The sequence below is a fragment of the Bradyrhizobium sp. TM102 genome (assembly GCF_009176685.1).
GTDB lineage: Bacteria > Pseudomonadota > Alphaproteobacteria > Rhizobiales > Xanthobacteraceae > Bradyrhizobium > Bradyrhizobium ottawaense.
Genome location: NZ_AP021855.1, coordinates 3,178,578 through 3,197,638, shown reverse-complemented (window position 1 = coordinate 3,197,638; position 19,061 = coordinate 3,178,578). Strand labels below are relative to the sequence as shown.

General features: G+C 64.4%; 17 protein-coding genes. 9 read left to right on the top strand and 8 right to left on the bottom strand.

Going from position 1 to position 19,061, the window contains the following annotated elements; all coding sequences use genetic code 11:
- Positions 1 to 36: 36 nt before the first annotated feature.
- The 3 genes from GDN70_RS15035 to GDN70_RS15025 all read right to left on the bottom strand — a co-directional run bounded on the left by GDN70_RS15035 (position 37) and on the right by GDN70_RS15025 (position 5,822).
- Positions 37 to 1,908 (bottom strand): caspase family protein, encoded by a 1,872-nt coding sequence (locus tag GDN70_RS15035; protein ID WP_173015945.1) that lies wholly within the window; start codon positions 1,906 to 1,908, stop codon positions 37 to 39.
- Positions 1,908 to 3,749, bottom strand: coding sequence for a caspase family protein (locus GDN70_RS15030; RefSeq protein WP_028142872.1), 1,842 nt, complete (start codon positions 3,747 to 3,749; stop codon positions 1,908 to 1,910). Before GDN70_RS15030 ends, GDN70_RS15035 begins: the two co-directional genes overlap by 1 nt.
- Before the next feature lie 165 nt (positions 3,750 to 3,914).
- Complete coding sequence (locus GDN70_RS15025) at positions 3,915 to 5,822, bottom strand: acyl-CoA synthetase (RefSeq protein ID WP_028142871.1); 1,908 nt, start codon at positions 5,820 to 5,822, stop codon at positions 3,915 to 3,917.
- A 248-nt stretch (positions 5,823 to 6,070) separates the two neighbouring features.
- Between GDN70_RS15025 and GDN70_RS15020 the strand changes: the two genes are divergently transcribed.
- Positions 6,071 to 7,150: a preprotein translocase subunit SecD gene (locus GDN70_RS15020; RefSeq protein ID WP_038948039.1), complete on the top strand. Its 1,080-nt coding sequence runs from the start codon at positions 6,071 to 6,073 to the stop codon at positions 7,148 to 7,150.
- Positions 7,151 to 7,402: 252 nt separating this feature from the next.
- Positions 7,403 to 8,209, top strand: a complete 807-nt coding sequence (locus tag GDN70_RS15015) for a Crp/Fnr family transcriptional regulator (RefSeq protein ID WP_038948040.1) — start codon at positions 7,403 to 7,405, stop codon at positions 8,207 to 8,209.
- A gap of 10 nt (positions 8,210 to 8,219) precedes the next feature.
- On the opposite strand, the gene GDN70_RS15010 is transcribed toward GDN70_RS15015, so the two are convergent.
- Positions 8,220 to 8,861: a glutathione S-transferase family protein gene (locus GDN70_RS15010; RefSeq protein ID WP_038971653.1), complete on the bottom strand. Its 642-nt coding sequence runs from the start codon at positions 8,859 to 8,861 to the stop codon at positions 8,220 to 8,222.
- A gap of 243 nt (positions 8,862 to 9,104) precedes the next feature.
- Between GDN70_RS15010 and murI the strand changes: the two genes are divergently transcribed.
- The 6 genes from murI (at position 9,105) to GDN70_RS14980 (ending at position 14,027) form a co-directional block, all read left to right on the top strand.
- A complete protein-coding gene (gene murI, locus GDN70_RS15005; protein WP_028142865.1) occupies positions 9,105 to 9,896 on the top strand; it encodes a glutamate racemase in 792 nt (263 codons plus the stop codon).
- A 61-nt stretch (positions 9,897 to 9,957) separates the two neighbouring features.
- Positions 9,958 to 10,731, top strand: coding sequence for an HpcH/HpaI aldolase/citrate lyase family protein (locus GDN70_RS15000; protein ID WP_028142864.1), 774 nt, complete (start codon positions 9,958 to 9,960; stop codon positions 10,729 to 10,731).
- Between the two features lie 68 nt (positions 10,732 to 10,799).
- On the top strand, positions 10,800 to 11,183 hold the full coding sequence (locus tag GDN70_RS14995; protein ID WP_028142863.1) for a cupin domain-containing protein: 384 nt from the start codon (positions 10,800 to 10,802) through the stop codon (positions 11,181 to 11,183).
- 103 nt (positions 11,184 to 11,286) lie between these two features.
- A complete protein-coding gene (locus tag GDN70_RS14990; RefSeq protein ID WP_028142862.1) occupies positions 11,287 to 12,054 on the top strand; it encodes an acyltransferase in 768 nt (255 codons plus the stop codon).
- A 199-nt stretch (positions 12,055 to 12,253) separates the two neighbouring features.
- Positions 12,254 to 12,871, top strand: a complete 618-nt coding sequence (gene rpsD / locus GDN70_RS14985; RefSeq protein WP_018316575.1) for a 30S ribosomal protein S4 — start codon at positions 12,254 to 12,256, stop codon at positions 12,869 to 12,871.
- Positions 12,872 to 12,959: 88 nt separating this feature from the next.
- Positions 12,960 to 14,027, top strand: a complete 1,068-nt coding sequence (locus GDN70_RS14980) for a low specificity L-threonine aldolase (protein ID WP_152102727.1) — start codon at positions 12,960 to 12,962, stop codon at positions 14,025 to 14,027.
- Here GDN70_RS14980 and GDN70_RS14975 read toward each other — a convergent pair whose 3' ends face one another.
- The 4 genes from GDN70_RS14975 to grxD are packed head-to-tail and all read right to left on the bottom strand — an operon-like array spanning position 14,028 to position 17,503.
- Entirely contained in the window at positions 14,028 to 15,287 is a 1,260-nt protein-coding gene (locus GDN70_RS14975) for a serine hydrolase (protein WP_038948045.1), read from the bottom strand.
- A 1-nt stretch (position 15,288) separates the two neighbouring features.
- A complete protein-coding gene (locus GDN70_RS14970) occupies positions 15,289 to 16,575 on the bottom strand; it encodes a serine hydrolase (protein WP_038948046.1) in 1,287 nt (428 codons plus the stop codon).
- Between the two features lie 46 nt (positions 16,576 to 16,621).
- A complete protein-coding gene (locus GDN70_RS14965) occupies positions 16,622 to 17,173 on the bottom strand; it encodes an O-acetyl-ADP-ribose deacetylase (protein ID WP_038948047.1) in 552 nt (183 codons plus the stop codon).
- A gap of 3 nt (positions 17,174 to 17,176) precedes the next feature.
- Positions 17,177 to 17,503 (bottom strand): Grx4 family monothiol glutaredoxin, encoded by a 327-nt coding sequence (grxD, locus tag GDN70_RS14960; RefSeq protein WP_018316580.1) that lies wholly within the window; start codon positions 17,501 to 17,503, stop codon positions 17,177 to 17,179.
- A gap of 239 nt (positions 17,504 to 17,742) precedes the next feature.
- Here grxD and egtB point away from each other — a divergent pair, with 239 nt between their 5' ends.
- A complete protein-coding gene (gene egtB, locus GDN70_RS14955; protein ID WP_173015816.1) occupies positions 17,743 to 19,038 on the top strand; it encodes an ergothioneine biosynthesis protein EgtB in 1,296 nt (431 codons plus the stop codon).
- Positions 19,039 to 19,061 lie beyond the last annotated feature (23 nt).

Below are 19,061 nucleotides of genomic sequence, written 5' to 3'. Positions count from 1 at the left end.
ATCAGCCTTGATGCATTTCATGTGACCATTCGAAGGCTAGTTGCACACTTCCGCTTGACCCATGCCCGCGCCACCCGGGGTAGGATCTCGCACGATGCGACATCCTTTCGCGACCGGCCTACATACACCACTCCTGCAGATTATCTGTCCTGAGGCTTCCGATTTTGGGGCAGCGGTTTCCGCTTCCTTTCGGCTTTGGTCGCGCTTCCTCGTATCCTCACGCGTGGCAACCGGCTTCTTCTCGGATACTTTCTCGCACTCATTGTCGTCGCCAAGACGATAGCCGGCGCGGCAAGTGATCTTCACGCATTGATCGCCATCGGCCTTGAAGCCGAAATTGCACACCAGCGGACAGACGCGTCCCGGCTTTGCTTTCAATGCATCGAGCGCGTCGACGCTGGCGAGCTTCACGTCGAACTGCGTGCCAGCATATTTGTTGAACAAAGTCAGCGAACGTTGCGCGGCCGCCGTCCACTCGCTCTCCGTAGACGAGGTCAGGCAGCCGACGCGACGCAGTTCGCTTTGCACGGATTTGGCGAGGTCAGCTGCAGACAACGTTGAAGTCGGCCCCGGCGAAAGCGCGGCAACCTTCTGATTTTCGACCTCCGGCAACTGCCGATCGGCGGCGGGCCTGGCCGCGGCCTGCTCAGCCCTCTCCGCAGCCTGCTTCGCGGCAAGCTCGGCCTTGGCTTTCTCCGCCGCCTGCCTCTCGGCCAATGCCTTCGCTGCGGCCGCCTCGGCAACCTTGCGCTGCTGCTCGGCCGCCTCGGCCCTCGCCTGCTCGATCTGCTTCTGCTTCTCTGCGGCGATGCGGGCATCTTCGGCAACCTTGGCCGCAGCGGCCGCCTTGTCCTGCTCGGCCTTCTGGGCGCGTTCGGCAATGAGCCTGGTCTTTTCCTGCTCGGCCGCCTTGGCCTTCTGCTCGGCCGCAGCGCGCGTCTCTTCGGCGCCGATCTTGTTCAACTGGCCTTTGGCGAGATTCGCATAGAATCCGTCAGGATATTGCGCCAGGAACGCTTCCCAGCCGTCACGGGTGCCGAGTTGGAGCGCAAGTTCATAGTCTCGCCTGAGCTCAGACTGCGGATTGGCTTGCGGGCCGGTCGCAACGGGCTTGGCAGGAACGAGCGGCACGTCGTCGCCGCCGAGCGAGCCATACACGAATGGCTCTTGCTTGTTGGCCGTGCTCTTCAGCACGTCATCGCGCACGAAGCCGAACGCTTTGCGCAGATCCAGGCCGGGTTTTGGCAGGTGGTCCGAGAGAGCCGTGGCGAACGGGCTGTTCCGGGAGTCTCCATCGGACGCCGTCGAACCGGCCTTGGCCGCAAACGCAATCATCGTGTTCGGAGTTGTTGGCTCGACCTTGGCGAGGCCGCGGCCGATCGCGCGCGAGGCCACCGTGCGCTTCATCGTCTTCGCAAAGGGATTGTCTCGGCAGGCATCGAGGATGACGAGCCGAAGCTGCTTGGCAAGCTCGATGCTCACCAGCACGCGATCGATCGGCAACGCCTCGTCGTAGACGTCGGTGTCGGTCTCGAGCGCGGCATCGGTCGGGATCAGATAGTTGGTGCCGTCCACCTCCATGCCGTGGCCCGCATAGTAGATGACCGCGACATCGGCATCCCGGGTCCGCCCGCCGAATTCGCGCAGCGCCTTGCGCATTTCAGACGCGTTCAAGTCCTGCCTGACGTCGACCGTATCGAAGCCGGCCTTCCTCAACATGCCGCCGATCAAGCCGGCGTCGCTCGCGGGGTTGGCAAGCTTCGGCACGCTCTTGTAGGCGGAATTGCCGATGACGAGCGCGACGCGCTTGTCGGCGAGCGCCGGGCTGCAGGCGAGACAGCCTGCAAGAGCAAAAAAAGCAAGGGCCGTCAGCGCGATGGAGCAAGCCCGAAAGATGTGCTTCATCATCAGTTGCATATTTCAGCCGGTATCTTAGCCGCGGGATTGGAAGGATGATTAGCGGTCCCGAGCCGGCATCCCTTGGCGATCGGCCTGCATCCGGCGGCATTGCAGATCATCTGTCCCGAGGCTTGCGGCGCGGCCGGCGCGGCCTCCCTTTGCTTTCGATCCGTATCCCGCCTCCGCGACTCCTCGCGCGTCGCGACCGGCTTCTTCTCCTGGACCTTCTCGCACTCGTTGTCGTCGCCGACGCGATAACCGGCGCGGCAGGTGATCTTGACGCATTGGTCGCCGTCGGCCTTGAAGCCGAAATTGCAAACAAGCGGGCAGACCCGCCCCGGCTTCGCCTTCAGCGCGTCGAGCGCATCCACGCTGGCGAGCTTCACGTCGAACTGGGTGCCGGCATATTTGTTGAACAGCGCCAGCGAGCGCTGCGACGTCGCGCTCCAGTCGCCGTCTGCGACGGAGGACAGGCAGCCGACGCGGCGCAATTCGCTCTGCACGGATTTTGTCAAATCAGCCGCCGATAACGTGGATGCCGGCGCGGGCGAGAGCGCAGCGACTTTCTGGTTCTCGACTTCGGGCATCTGCCGATCGGCCGTCGGCTTGGCGGCCTGCTCAGCCCTCTCCGCCGCCTGCTTTGCGGCAAGCTCGGCCTTGGCCTTCTCCACGGCCTGCTTCTCGGCAAGCGCCTTCGCAGCCGCCGCCTCAGCTACCTTGCGCTGGTGCTCGGCCGCTTCCGCTTTCGCCTGCTCGATCTGCTTTTGCTTCTCTGCGGCGATCCGCGCCTCTTCCGCCGCCTTGGCAGCTGCTGCTGCCTTCTCCTGCTCGGCCTTCTGGGCGCGCTCGGCGATCAGCCTCGTCTTTTCCTGCTCGGCCGCCTTGGCCTTTTGCTCGGCCGACGCGCGCGTCTCTTCGGCGCCGATCTTGTTCAACTGGCCCTTGGCCAGGTTGGCGTAGAAACCGTCCGGATACGCCGCCAGGAACGCTTCCCAGCCGTCGCGCGTCGCAAGCTGAAGCGCGAGCTCGTAATCCCTGCGAATGGCATCCTGCGGGTTGGCCTGCGGACCGGTCGCGGCGGGCCTCACGACGAGGGGCACGTCGTCGCCGCCGAGCGAGCCATAGACATAGGGCTCCTGCTTGTAGCCGGTAGTCTTGAGCACGTCGTCGCGCACGAAGCCGAAGGCCTTGCGCAGATCAAGGCCCGGCTTCGGCAGATGCTCGACCAGCGCAGCGGCGAACGGACTGTTTCGCGCATCGCCATCGGACGCCGTCGATCCTGCCTTGGCCGCGAAGGCGATCATGGTGTTCGGGCTGGTCGGCTCGACCTTGGCCAGGCCGCGCCCGACGGCACGTGAAGCCAGCGTGCGTTTCATCGACTTGGCGAAGGGGTTGTCGCGGCAGGCATCCAGGATGATCAGGCGCAGCTGCTTGGCCGGCTCGACCGCGAACAGCGCGCGTTCGACCGGAATGGTCTCGTCGAGAACGTCGCCATCCGTCTCCAGTGTCGCGTCGGTCGGAATGAGATAGTTGGCTCCATCGAGCTCGATGCCGTGGCCGGCGTAATAGATCACCGCCATGTCCGCATCGCGCGACCTGCCGGCAAACTCGCGCAGCATGCGCCGCATCTCGCTGGCACTGAGATCCAGCCTGACGTCGACGGAATCAAAGCCCGCCTTCTTGAACATGCCGCCGACCAGCGTGGCATCGTTCACGGGATTGCTGAGCTTGGGCGCGCTCTTGTAAGCGGAATTGCCGATCACGAGCGCGACCCGCCGGTCGGCATGCGCCGGTCCGCAGGCAAGGCCAATCGCGAATATCAACAAGACAAACAGCCGAAACGGAATCACTTGCGTCCCCCCGGATGCAATTCCCTGAGACTATTCGCTAGCGTCGCCGATTGCTAATTCTTCCTATGTGATTTCCGTCACACAAGCCGATCTAACGGGGGTAAGGATAATGCGGCGAAGCGTCACCCTGGTCTTTCCAGGTGACGCCGCCGCCTGTCGAGGCCGCTATATTTGCACCACCTCGTGGCGCATCACGAAGGGTGCAAGCAGCGCGTGTACCTCGCTCGCAACCGCCTCGCGCTGGTCCGACGGCAGGCCGGCAAGGGTCACGGTGGCGATCGATCCGTGACTGCCATGGGCACCGACTTTGACCCTGCAATCGATGCCGCGCTCGACCAGCGGCGTGAGCACCTTGGTGAACACGCGCTCAGCCGCGTCCCAGCGCAACTGCGGCTTGAACACCTTGCCGACACCCGTGACCGGCATCGGGTCGATCGGAATCACCTGCACCGGGACGGCGGCCCGCTCCGGCGTGCGCTCGCGAACCCAGGATTCCAGTTCGCCGGGCTCCACGGTCGCGCCGGGCTTCAGCTGCACGTATCCCACCGGTAGTTCGCCGGCATAGGCGTCGGGCTGGCCGACGACGGCTGCGAAGCCGACCGCGGGGTGCCGGAACATGATCTCCTCGACCGGCGCGGGATCGATGTTATGGCCGCCACGGATCACGAGATCCTTGGCGCGACCGGTGATCCAGAGATAGCCGTCGGCGTCGAGCCGGCCGAGATCGCCGGAATTGACCCAGACCTCGTCGACGAACGCGGCCTTGTTGTGCTCGTCATTGAGATAGCCGCCGAACACGCCGGGCCCTGCCATGATGACGACGCCGATCTCATCAGGCGCGCAGTCGCGGATCAGGCGGCCATCGGCATCGAGTTGCACTATGCGCACGCGCGCATAAGGCATGGGAAGGCCGACCGACCCGAGCCGGATCGGCCGTGATGGATAGGCCAGCGTGTGCACGCTCGAGGTCTCGGTCATGCCGTAGACCTCGACCACGGGCAGCTTCAGCTTGTCCTGGATCGCCGAGCCGACCGCGACGGGGATCGCCGAGCCGCCGCCGGCGGCATATTTGAGGCTGGAGATGTCGGCATGATCAGGCGGCACCGCGAGCGTTGCGGCGAGCACCGTCGGCACGCTCGACAGCGCTTCCGGCTTGAAGCGCTCGACCAGGCGCCAGATGTTCTTCACCGCACTCGGATTGCGCCAGCCGCTCGGCGACAGCACGACCAGCGAGCCGCCGCTCGACAGCATCGTCAGCACCTGTGTCAGCGATCCCCCAACGTGAAACAGCGGCATGCCGAACAGCAAATTGGCGCCGGGCTTCGCTCTCAGCAGCAGGTTGAGCGCCCATGCCTGATAGACTTGGTTGGTATGCGTGTGCCGCACCAGCTTGGGCGTGCCGGTGGTGCCGCCGGTGTGAAAATAGGCCGCGATGTCGGCACCCGAAATCTTGCGCCCGCTGACAAGCCGATCCGACGGCTGCTGCTTGATCAGGTCGCTGAAAGCAAAGATGCCATTCGCCGGATCGCCGCCGCCGAACACTTGCACGATCGCCTTGAGGTGCTTGAGTTGCGGGCGGATCTGCTCGACCTTCTGCCAGATGTCGGTGCCCGGCATCGGCCCGAGCGCCACCAGGATTTTGGTGTTCGCAGCTTCCAGGATCTCCGCAATCTGGTGCGGCTCCAAGAGCGGATTGACGGGATTGGCGATGCCGGCGGCCTCCGCGCCGAACAGCGTCACGAAGGCATCCGGCACCAGCGGCAGCATGAAGCTGATGACGTCGTCTTTCTCCGCGCCGAGCGCGTGAAACATGTTGGCAGCCTGCGTGACGCGCGCAATGAAATCGCGATAGGTGACCACTAGCGGCGTGTCGGCGGGATCAGCGTTTTGCAGAAACTGGATCGCCGCACCGTCGGGATTGCGCGCCGCGCCCAATTTGATGGCGTCAAACGTGCTCTCGGCAGCGATGCGGTCCGCATAGGGGACCCGCTCGAACGCCCGGACCTCCTCGTCGGTCAAAAGATCCGGATAGTCATTGCCAATGAGCCGATCGAGCGCGTGGATGCCCGCCATGGAATTCCGTCCTCCCTCAGATACATGTCCCCGCCCCCTGTCTTTTGACATTTTGGGTCGGCGCGGCCCCGACCGATGGCCGGCCCGGCGCGGACAGAATGATGGATGATTTGGCGTTCGTCCATCGCCAACGGCTCCGGCGATCGAACGCAACCTGAGCGGCGTTTGAACCTCCGCGGCCGATCCGGGGACCAAGAACTGGCGCTGAATTCGCTCGCCAGCGCCCTGCCGCAAGACTTGAGGTCATCATGACGACGCCCCTGCGGAACCGCGTCACACGGCTGATCGCCGCATTCGCCATCGCATCGACGATCGCGCTGCCCCGCGCGGCGCTCGCCGCGGACGGCCAGTTCGACAAGATGCGCGCCAAGATCGCGGCATTCATCACCGACAAGATGGAGAAGCTGGGCGGATCGCGCATCATCTACAAGGTGGACCCTGACGCCTTGCGGGAGGCGGTCACCACGGATCTGCGCGACGACGTCTACAAGACCCTGCGCGAGGGTCGGATCGCCTTCTCCGGCCTTGCGATTCGTGACGGCGGCGTCGATGTCAAGATCGCGGACGCCAAGGGCCGCGAACTGCTCACGCGCAAGCTCGCCTCGGCGGCAGAGGGATTGCCCACGCACGCGCTCGCCGTGACCGACGCCGGAGACGGGCTGACCAGGCTTGCGCCGACCGATGCCGCATCCGCCGCACGGCTGCGCGATCTCGTCGAGGATTCCATCGCCATGATCGAGCAGCGCCTCAAGGACGCCGGCGTCACACTTGCCAGCGTCCAGCCTGAGGGAACCGACCGCATCCGCATCTTCCTGCCGGGTACGATGGAGCCCGAGCGCATCACCGCGATCTTCGCCAGGAAGGTCAAGGTCAGCTTCCGCCTGATCGATGTCACAATGTCGGCGGAGCAGGCGCAATCCGGCACGCCTCCGGCGGGCACGGAAGTCATGTTCGGCTTCAAGGACAAGCGTCCCTATCTCGTCAAGGCCAGCGCGCTCGACGGTGACGACATCAGCTACGCGGGACCGGGATTCACGAGCGACACGAAGGAGCCGATCGCCTCGTTCCGCTTCAACGGCCGCGGTACGCGGCGCTTCGCTCACATCACCGCAGAGAATGTTGGAATGCCCTTCGCCATCGCGCTCGACGACAACGTGATCTCCGCCCCCGTGATCCGCGAGCCCATCACCGGCGGCTCAGGCCAGATTTCCGGCAACTTCACTCTGGAAGAGGCGAACAGCGTCGCCATGCTGCTGCGCGCCGGCTCGCTGCCCGGACGTCTTGGCCTCGTCGAGCAGCAGGTCATCCAACCCGCCGCCAAGCCATAAGGCGAAGATCGTCAGACGCGCCCCACCCGGGGCATCCGGCCGTTCCGCGACGCCGAAGCCCGCCCCGAATCACGGCCGCGTTGCGGCCGGACGCACAACCAACGGGCAATTGCCGAAACGCCCGATCAGGCTAAAATTTGCCTCTTGCGGCGTGACGGCCAAAGGCTTCATTTCAGGCGGCCGTCATTCGATTTCGGCTATACGTGTCGAGCATACCGACCAGGACTGAAAGCCTTACGCGGGGTTAGTACCATGCCGTCCGGCAGCGCAGACATTTCCTCGATCCTCGACCGCATTCTTGAGGCGGCGACGGATAATCTCAGAATCGCGAAAATCCTGGTGCAGATGGGCCTCGATCCCAACGACGTCACCTACGACGCGATCTTTAACCGGCTGCTGGAGATCTTCGTCCACAACATCACGTTCGCCAATCTGTTCGCCGTGGTCGGGGCCGGCTTCTTCGTCGCCACCCTCTTGATGCGAACGATGGTGCCGCTGCGCGTCGCCAACATGATCGGCTGCGTATTCTTCGCCGTCTTCGGCGCGCTCTCCGCCAACGTCGCGACGTTCCTGCTCTATCTGCTGATGCTTCCGATCAACGCCCTTCGGCTGCGGCAGATGCTCAAGCTGGTCAAGAAGGCGCGCCATGCCGCCGAAGGCGACATGTCGATCGAATGGCTCAAGCCATTCATGACCGAGCGCAAATATCGAAGCGGCGATACGCTGTTCAAACTGGGCGATCCCGCCAAGGAGATGCTCCTCACGGTCACCGGCAAGTTCCTGGTCAAGGAGATCAATGTCGAGATCGGGCCCGGAGCTCTCATGGGCGAGCTCGGCTTCCTGACGCCCGACAACCGGCGAACCGGAACCATCGAATGCGTCGAGGACGGTCAGGTGCTGACGATCACCTATGACCGGCTGCTCGAGATCTACTTCCAGGACCCGCAGTTCGGCTATTACTTCCTGGTCCTGACCAGCCAGCGCCTGCTGCAGAACATCGATCGTTTGCAGAAGCAGCTCGCCACGGAGCGGGCGGCCACGACGAACAGGATCGCGTGATCGCCGCTGCTCAGCCTAGCAGCAGCGCCATGCCGGGATCGCCCTTCTCCATCGCGCGCCGGTAGGCCGGGCGGGCACTGACGCGGCCGAGATATTTGACCACGTTCGGGCAGCGTTGGACATCATAGGGCTGGAAGTAGCGCATCGTCGTCAGCGAAAAGCCCATCATGATGTCGGCGGTAGTGAAGGCGTTGCCCGCCAGATATTCGGCGTCGCGAAGGCGCGCGTCGAGGAGATCGTAGGAGCGATCGAGCCGTCCCTTCATGGCAAGGAGGGTCGGGTTGTCCTGTGCAAGTTCGAGCCGGTTCAGAATCATCATCCGCCCCATGCCGGGTTGCAAGGTGCCATTGGCGAAGTGAAGCCAGTACAGGAACTGCGGGAAGGCGGGATCATTGGGGCCGAGCACCAGACGGCCGTTGCCGTACTTTGCGACGATGTAGTCGACGATGGCGCCGGACTCCGCGAGCACGAGATCGCCGTCGGTCACGACCGGCGCGGCCCCGCTCGGGTGCAGCGCCTTGTACTCCGGCGGCGCCAGCATGGTGACGGGATCGCGGGCATAGCGCTTCAGCTCGTAGTGAAGCCCCAGTTCCTCGCACAGCCAGACGATGCGCTCGGACTGAGACTTGCCGAGGTGATGGACGGTGAGCATGAGGCCTCCTGCAGCGGTAAGTTGGGCACGTCGTGACGACGCATATAGCAGCCATTGCCAGGGGTGGGATCTCGGTCTTGTGCCCAGGACGCAGCGCAGCGCCCTCGGCGACGGCGCGCTGCAGAGCCGGGCCCATCCAGCCGGGTTTTTCCTGTCCGCAGCGCGTCCAGCCTCCCCCAAACGGCACCGCCGCAAAATCGCCCTAAAAACCGAATGGTAACCATGGCGGGCTAGGGTAATGACGTGACCAATTCTCCGACGATCCTGGTGTTCGATTCCGGCCTTGGCGGGCTTACGGTCCTCCGCGAGGTTGTCGCCGCGCGTCCGGACGCCCATTTTGCCTACGTCGCCGACGACGCCTTCTTCCCCTACGGCCACCACAGCGAGGACGAGATCATCGCCCGCGTCGTGCCGCTGATGGGTGAACTGATCGGCACGCATGACCCTGATATCGTCGTCATCGCCTGCAACACGGCGTCCACCCTGGTCCTGTCCCACTTGCGCGCCGCTTATTCGGTGCCCTTCGTCGGCACGGTGCCGGCGATCAAGCCGGCCTGCGCGCAATCGAGGACCCGTCGCGTCTCGGTGCTCGGCACCAAGGGCACGGTGAAGCGCGAATACACCAAGGCCCTGATCCGCGATTTCGCGCAGGGCTGCGAGGTGACGCTGGTCGGGTCGCCCGAGCTTGCCTCGCTGGCTGAAGCTGAGCTCAGCGGCACTTCCGTCAGCGACGGCGACATCCTGGCCGAACTCGCCCCCTGCTTCGTCGGCGAAGACGCGACCTCGCGCACCGACACCGTCGTGCTCGCCTGCACACATTATCCGCTGCTGCTCGACCGGCTGAAGCGGCTGGCGCCCTGGCCGGTCGACTGGATCGATCCCGCGCCGGCGATCGCCCGCCGCGTCTCGGATCTGCTCGGCCCGCGCATCGGCGGCATCGCACAGGCCGGCGCCGAGATGATCTTCACCTCGAACCGCGTGCACGGCCTTTCGGCCACGCTGACGCCGTTCTTCGGCGGCCGCGCGCTGGCCTGACTTTGCGCATCGGCGCCGCGCTGCTAGGTTTTGCCGTCGTCACCTCACCGCAGGCCTTTCCATGTCGGTCCAGACCCCGCCGCTCAACCGCCTCCGCCAATTGTGGCGCGATGGCCGCCCCGCTTTCGGCGCGATAGCGACCATCCCGAGCGTGCAGATGGTGCAGATCATGGCGCGCTCGCTCGACTGGATCATCGTCGATCTCGAGCATGGTCCCATCGGGCTGACCGAAGCGCACGCAATGATCGCGGCAACGACCGGCACGCCGTGCACGCCCCTGGTTCGGATCGCGGCGAATGAGCCGTGGCTTGCGAAAGCCCCGATGGACATCGGCGCCTTCGGCATCAACTTTCCGATGATCACGAACCGCAGTGATGCCGAGAAGGCGGTCCGCAGCGTGCGCTACCCGCCGCGCGGCGACCGGCTCTGGGGCCCGTTCCACGCCCCGTTCCGCTGGGGCCAGTCGATGCCGGACTACATGGCGAGCGCCGACGACGAGATGATCTGCATGATCACCATCGAGCATGTCGATGCCGTCAACCGCATCGACGAGATCATGGCAACGCCGGGCATCGACGTCGCGGTGATCGGCCCTGGCGATCTCGCCACCTCCATCAACAAGCGCGGACAGATGGACGATCCGGAACTGCTGGAGCTGGTCGCGCGCGCCGAGGCCGGCATCCTCAGAAGCGGCGTGCCGATCGGCGGCGTGGCCCGCACCGCGGACCAGGCCAACGCCCTGGTCGACCGCGGCTACCGCGCCATCGCGCTCGGCTTCGACTGGTCGCTGCTCCAGCGCGGCATCCTGGCGGCGTTCGAGGGCATCAGGCGCTGAGCAGGCTGATTGCCACCTTGCCGGGAACTGCGGCCCTGCTAGGGTCGGCCGCATCGGGAGGAAAAACCATGCTTAAGAAGACTTTGCTCGCTCTGACCTTTACCGGCCTTGCCTTCGCGGCCTTCGCCCAGCAGCCCGGCATCAAGCGCACCCCGCTCCAGAAGGTCGAATTTCCGGACGGCTACAATACCATCACCGCCATCGCGGAAGTCCCGGCGGGAGGCTCGGCCGGACGCCATACCCATCCGGGAATCGAGACCGGCTACGTGCTCGAAGGCGAGCTGAACCTCCTGATCGACGGTCAGCCGGAGAAAACCCTGAAAGCCGGTGATTCCTACCAGATCCCGGCAGGCGTCGTGCACGACGCCAAGGCTCATGGCGATAAGGCCATGAAAGTGCTGGGAGTTTACGTCGTCGACAAGACCAAGCCGCTGGCTTCGCCGGCTCCCTGACTGGTCGAACCGTTCAACCCCTGGCGGGTTGGTTCGTGCTAAAGGAACGGCGAGCGGGAGCCCGCTCGCTGCACATTTTTTCATCTATGGGAACCGAAGACCGATGCGGGGGACGCCAAAGCCCATTTCGCTGCCGCGCCGCTTGATTTGCGACCTCATGCGCGCGTCGATGGACGTGCCGTTCGTTTCGCTTTCCCGTTCACTCAATATCCGCCCCTTGCTCGAGGCACGCGCCGCAGCTGCCGCGCCAGCGGGCTGGGCTGCGACCTTCGTCAAGGCGTTCGCCCTGGTCGCCAGGGACGAGCCGATCCTGCGCACTGTCTACGCCAAATGGCCGTGGCCGACGTTCTACGAATTGCCGAACAGCGTGGCGTCGGTGGCGATCGCCCGGGTCGAGGATGGCGAGGAATGCGTGATGCCGCAGCGAATCGCGGCCCCCGAGGCCATGGCGCTGGCGGCGGTCGATGCCGAGATCCGGCGCGGCAAGACGGCGCCGATCGACGACGTCCCGATGTTCCGGAAGATCATGCGGGCAACCCGGCTGCCGCTACCGCTGCGGCGGCTGTCCTGGGCGATCGGCCTCAATTTCGGCCGCCAGCGCGGCAACTGGTTCGGCAGCTTTGCGGTGAGCTCGGTGGCCGCCTATGGCGGCGGCGAGCTCCACCCGATCACACCGGGCCCCTTCATCGTCAGCTACGGCCTGGTTGAGCCCGACCAGACCATTCATGTCGTGATCCGCTGGGACCACCGGGTTACCGATGCGGCCCCGATCGCCCGGGTCCTGACCCGGCTGGAACAAGTCCTGAACACTGAAATCGCTGCCGAATTGCGGGCGGCCGGCGCGAAGCCGATAAGAGTGGTCGGGACATGATTCCGGGCCCATTCGCATTGACAGAACGGCCCAAACTCCCCTAAAAGCCGCCTGCTCGCGGGCCGATTTCGGCCCGCGAAGCGTTTCGCGACCCGTGGTCCTCTCCCTTGAAGCTTTGGGGATCGGACCTGTCAGTGCCGGGCTAACCCGTCACACAGGAGGGCGCGTTTCCTCAAACCATGTACCTGAAGAGGACGCGATGACTAAGCGCAGTGAGGCGAAGTACAAACTCGATCGCCGTATGGGCCAGAACATCTGGGGCCGCCCGAAGAGCCCCGTGAATCGCCGCGAATACGGCCCCGGCCAGCATGGCCAGCGCCGCAAGGGCAAGCTCTCGGACTTCGGCGTGCAGCTGCGCGCCAAGCAGAAGCTGAAGGGCTACTACGCCAACATCTCCGAGCGTCAGTTCCACGGCATCTATGTCGAGGCGAGCCGCCTCAAGGGTGACACCGGCGAGAACCTGATCGGCCTGCTGGAGCGTCGTCTCGACGCGGTCGTGTACCGTGCCAAGTTCGTCTCGACGATCTTCGCCGCGCGTCAGTTCATCAACCACGGCCACATCAAGGTGAACGGCCGCAAGGTCAACATCTCGAGCTATCAGCTCAAGGTCGGCGACGTGATCGAGGTCAAGGAAGCCTCCAAGCAGCTCGCCCATGTGCTCGAAGCCAGCCAGCTCCCCGAGCGCGACACTCCCGACTATCTCGAAGTCGACCACGGCAAGATGACCGCGAAGTACGTGCGCATCCCCGGCCTCTCCGACGTGCCGTTCCCGGTGCAGATGGAGCCGCATCTGGTCGTCGAATTCTATTCGCGCTAAGATCTGAATATCGAAGGCCCCGGTTCGCCGGGGCCTTTTTGCTTAAGAGCCACACTTCAGTGGCCGTCATGCCTGCAGGAGGCGTCGCATGCTCTACACCCCTCCCCCCATCGATCCCAAGGCGCCGCCGGTGCGCATCAATCTGCTCTCGGACACGCAGACGAAGCCGACGGCCGCGATGCGCGACGCCATGGCGCGGGCAGAGGTCGGCGACGAGCAGGTCGGTGACGATCCGACTGTGAATGCGCTGTGCGAGCGCGTCGCCGCGCTGATGGGCAAGGAAGCCGCGGTCTATATGCCCTCGGGCACGATGTGCAACGTGACCGCGACGCTGGTGCATTGCCGTCCCGGCGACGAGATTTTGGCGCATGAGACCGCGCACATCATCGCCCGCGAAGGCGGCGCACATGCCGCGATCGGCGGCTTCCAGGTCACCCAGTTGAAGGGCCCCAACGGCCAGTTCACGCCGGAGACGTTCCGGAAAGCCCTGCATCCCCGCACGCGCTACCAGCCGCCGCAGACCGTCGTCAGCGTCGAGCAGACCGCCAATATCGGCGGCGGCACGATCTGGAAGAAGGCCGTGCTCGACGAGATCGTCGCGATCGCCAAGCAGCACGGGCTCGTCACCCACATGGACGGTGCGCGCCTGCTCAACGCCACCGTCGCCAGCGGCATCTCTCCGCGCGACATGACCGCCGGCTGGGACTCGGCCTGGATCGACTTCTCCAAAGGTCTGGGTGCGCCGATCGGTGGGGTGCTCGCGGGCTCGCGCGCCTTCATCGATGCGGTCTGGCAATGGAAGCAGCGCCTCGGCGGATCGATGCGGCAGGCCGGCATCTGCGCCGCCGCCTGCATCTACGCGCTCGACCATCACGTCGACCGCCTCGCCGACGACCACGCCAATGCGCGCGCGCTCGCCCGCGGGCTGTCGCAGATCCCCGGCGTCGAGGTGCAGGAGCCCGAGACCAATCTCGTGTTTTTCAAGCCCGACGGCGCCGGCATTGCCGGCGACAAGATGGTTGCAGCGCTGCGGCAGCGCGGCGTGACGCTTGCGATGATGGACGGCCGCATCCGCGCCTGCACCCATCTCGACGTCAATGCGGCCCAGATCGAGGAGACGATCGGGTACGTCAGAGAGATCGTGCGCGGGGCGTGATCACCGCCCCATCGCCTGATAGATCAGCGTCTTCAACGCCAGCTGGATCCGGCCGCGTTGCGACGGGGTCTGCACCATGAAGATCCCGAACAGATCGTCTTCGGGATCGATGAAGAAGAAGGTGCCGCCGACGCCGTCCCACCGATATTCGCCAAGCGGCCATGACGTCCCCGGCGGCACCGAAGTGCGCACCGCAAAGCCGAGGCCGAAGCCGGAGCTGCCGCCCGGATAATAGTTCTGATCGCGCGCGATCTTCGTTTCCGGCCCGATGTGATCCGACGCCATCAGCACGATGGTCTCGGGCTTGAGATAGCGCCGGCCTTCATAGCTGCCGCCATTCAGCAGCATCTGCGCGAAGCGGGCGTAGTCGCCGACTGTGCCGACCATCCCCCCGCCGCCCGATTCCCACTTCACCGGCCGCCTGATATCGCGAACCTGCGTCGTCGGATTGATGTTGCGATCCTCCGGCATCGGCTCGGCAATGCGCGGAAATTTAGCGGGATCGGCGACGAAGAACGCCGTCTCGGTCATGCCGAGCGGATCGAGCAGCCGTTCCCTCTCGAACTGGAGCAGCGTCTTTCCTGAGATCACCTCGACGACGCGGCCGAGCACGTCGGTGGAGAAGCCGTAGTCCCACACCGTGCCCGGCTGCTCGACCAGCGGCAGCGTGGCGATTTTCGCGGCGAAGTCGGCATTGCTGAGATTACTGTTGAAGAGATTGGCTTCGGCATAGAGCTCGCGCACTGCGCCGCCGTCATGATAGCCGTAAGGCAGCCCCGAGGTGTGGCGCAAGAGGTCCTTGATCGTGACGGGACGCTCCAGCGGCTCCAGCGCCAGAGCGACCTTGCTATCCTCGGCCTTCTTCTCCACGCCGACCTTCATGCCGGCGAAAGCAGGAATGTATTTCGAGACCGGATCGTCGAGCGCGAGCTTGCCCTCCTCGACCAGCATCATCGCCATGACTGATGTGATCGGCTTCGACATCGAATAGAGACGGAAGATCGTGTCCGCGCTCATCGAACTCTCGGTCGCGACATCGCGAACGCCGAAATTCTCGTAATAGACCGGCTTCCCATGCTGCTGGAGCAGCAGAATGGCGCCGGGAATCTTGCCGGTGGCGATCTCGTTCCGGATGTAGTCGGAAACCTTTGCCAGGCCCTCGGGCGAGAGGTTGCGCGCGGCGCGCTCGGAGCTCGCCTGCGCACTCACGACACCGAACAGAAAGGCGAGCGCCGCGATCAGCGCGCGGCGCCCGAACATGTCACTTCTCCATGGCTTCATAGACCAGCTGCTTCAATGTCCGCTGCACGCGCTGGCGCTCGGTCGGGGTCTGCTCCAGCAGCACGAAAAACATGTCCTGCTTGGGATCGATCACGAAATAGCAGCCGGAGGCGCCGTCCCATTTCAACTCGCCGAGATTGCCGGGCGGCGGCGGCTTGGCGTTGCCGGGATCGGTGCGCACCGCGAGCCCGAGGCCGAAGCCGAAACCGTCGCCGGGGAAATAGAAATAGTCGCGGTCGACGCCTGATTTGGGGCCGAGCTGATCGGTCGTCATCAGCTTGAACGTCTCGGGCTTGAGAATGGTCTTGCCGTCGAGGCTGCCGCCGTTGAGCAGCATCTGCGCGAAGCGCTCATAATCGGCCATGGTCGTCACCATGCCACCGCTGGCGAACTGCATCTTCTTGACCACGGTCGGATCGTTGATCCGGCCAACGCGGAAGTCGCTGTCGTTCGGCACCGGCTGCGCCAGAAGCTTCTGCTTCTCGGGAGCGGTGACGAAGAAGCCGGTGTCGACCATGCCGAGCGGATCGAGCAGCTTCTCCCGCATGATGTCGATCAGCGGCTTGCCGGCCGCGATCTCCATCACGCGTGCCAGCACGTCGGTGGAATGGCCGTATTGCCAGAGCGCGCCCGGCTGGTTGTGCAGTGGCAGCTTGGCAATACGCTCGGCGAACTCGGCGAGGTCGAAATCGCCCGCGTAGATGTTGGCATCGCGATAGGCCTTGCGGACCAGGCTGTCGCCATAGAAGCCGTAGGTGATGCCGGAGGTGTGCGTCATCAAATCGTGCACCGTCATCGACCGGTTCGGCGGCACCAGCTCGAGCGACTTGGTGCCGTCCTCCGCCTTCTTCTCGACGCCGACCTTCACGTTGGCGAAGGACGGAATGTACTTCGAGACGGGATCATCCAACTTGATCTTGCCGTCCTCGACCAATTGCATCGCGACCACCGAAGTGATTGCCTTGGACATCGAGAACAGGCGGAAGATGGTCTTGTCCGTGATCGGCGCCTTGCTGACCACGTCCTGCACGCCGAAGGCTTCGTGATAGACCGGCTTGCCATGCTGCCGGATCAGCACGGTCGCGCCGGCGATCTTGCCGGTCGCAACCTCGTTCTTGAAGAATTCGCTGATCTTGCCGAGCTTGTCCTGATTGAAATGCGCACCGGCCGGAATCTCGTAGGTGCCCTCCGCTCGCGCCAGCGACATCGCACCGAGCGACACCAGCGCGCCGCAGACCAGCGCACGCAGTCCAGACTGTGAAATCATATCCCCTCCCCGGAACATGGTCCGGCGGAGTGTACCGACCGCGTCATCAGGCACAAGGGCCGGCGTGTCGCGCAAGTGCCTCGGCATGGAGCTTGGCGCTCGGCTCGGCGAAGCAGCAGAACACCACGCGGGCCACGGACGGCGCCACGGCGAGCCCTTCGATTGTGGTACGAACGGCGATATCGGCCGCCCGGCCGGCGGGGAAGCGGAAAATGCCGGTCGAAATCGCGGGGAATGCCACCGAGGTCAGCTTGTGCTTCCCGCACAGCTCCATCGAGCGGCGATAACAGGACGCGAGCAGATCGTCCTCTCCGAGCGTGCCGCCATTCCAGACCGGTCCGACGGTGTGGATCACATGGGCAGCCTTGAGCCGGTAGCCTTTGGTGATCTTGGCATCACCCGTCTTGCAGCCGTGGAGCATGCGGCATTCGGCGACCAGATCGGGCCCTGCGGCCCGATGGATCGCACCATCCACGCCGCCCCCACCAAGGAGCGACGTGTTGGCCGCGTTGACGATGGCGTCAACGCTCAGTGTGGTGATGTCTGCGACAATGACCTCGAGCTCGGCGCCGCCGATCCGGCGCGTCAGCTGGGTCACCTATCAGGCCGCGACGACGACGCCCTTTTCGGTGAAAAGCTGCTGCAATTCACCGGCCTGGAACATCTCGCGGACGATGTCGCAGCCGCCGACGAACTCGCCCTTCACATAGAGCTGCGGGATGGTCGGCCAGTTGGAGAAGGTCTTGATGCCGTTGCGCAGTTCGGCGGATTCGAGAACGTTGAGGCCCTTATAGCCGACGCCGATATGGTCGAGGATCTGGACGACCTGGCCGGAGAAACCGCACTGCGGAAATTGCGGCGTGCCCTTCATGAACAGAACCACGTCGTTCGACTTCACTTCGTTGGCGATGAATTCCTCGATGCTCATTTCCGTGTCCTTCTGGGGCGGAGCCCTCACCAATCAATTCGGGCTGGCTCCGCCGATCTAACCCGATACCTGCCTATATATGTAGCCCAAACCGTTGTGCATCCAAAGTAAAATGGCGGCGACACGCCCCGCTGGCCGGTTTGCCCCCCAACCGGATCCATAGGCTGATGACATCAATATCATCGCCGGGGAGGACTTTCATACCGTAACGGAGCCCCTATCTAGGACGAACCCAGGTTTTGGAACCGGGCAACGCCAACAACGTTCTCTTGTCCTGTCTGGAGAAAAACGTGACGAAACAAGCCTCCGCTACGGCCGCCACCTCGCTTTCGTCACTGTCCTCCGCCGGTAACCTCGCCCAGCGGCTGGAAGATGCTTTTCTCGCCGTCCGCAACGAGACCGAACGCCGGGCTGCGCCGCTGTCGCCGGAGGACCAGCAGATCCAGTCCATGCCCGATGCGAGCCCGACGAAATGGCACCGGGGCCATACCACCTGGTTCTGGGAGCAATTTTTGCTCGGCGAGCACGCGGCCGGCTACCGGCCGTTCCACCCCGATTTCGCATTCCTGTTCAATTCCTATTACGTCAGCGCCGGCCCGCGTCACGCGCGCAATCATCGCGGTGATATCACCCGTCCCAGCGCAAACGAGGTCGGCGTCTATCGCAACTATGTCGATGCGGCCGTCGTCAAATTCTTCCGCGAGGCCGGGGAAGACAAGCTTCGCGCGATCGCAGCGCTGGTCGAGGTCGGGCTCAACCACGAGCAGCAACACCAGGAATTAATATTCACCGACATCCTGCACGCCTTCGCGCAGAACCCGGTCTATCCGGCCTACGACCCGGACTGGCGCTTTCCGGCCGCGACGCGCGCCGGCGATGACTGGCTGACGCTGAACGAGGGCATCCACACCGTCGGCCATGTCGACGACAGCTTTCATTTCGACAATGAGAAGCCGGCGCATCGCGCCCTGGTCGGCCCGGTCCGGGTCGCGCGCAATCTCGTCACCAATGCCGAGTGGCTGGCCTTCATGCGGGACGGCGGATACCGGACCGCAACGCTGTGGCTGATGGACGGCTTTGCCGCGGCCAGCCAGGAAGACTGGCAGGCCCCGGGTCACTGGCGCGAGATCGATGGCCAGTGGCACGTGATGACGCTGGCCGGTGTGAAGCCGGTCGATCCCACCGCGTCGGTCTGTCATATCAGCTACTACGAGGCCGACGCCTTCGCGCGCTGGGCCGGCAAGCATCTGCCGACCGAGATGGAGTGGGAGGTCGCGGCCCGCGCCGGCCAGCTCAACGATGCCTTCGGCATCGTCTGGCAGTGGACCCGCAGCTCGTACGCACCCTATCCCGGCTACCGCGCCGTCGAAGGCGCGCTCGGCGAGTACAACGGCAAGTTCATGGTCAACCAGCTGGTGCTGCGGGGCTCTTCGCTTGCAACTCCGGAAGGCCACAGCCGTATCACCTATCGCAACTTCTTTTATCCGCACCACCGCTGGCAGTTCACGGGACTGCGGCTCGCCGATTACGACTAGTTCTCATCCGACGACAAATGCGC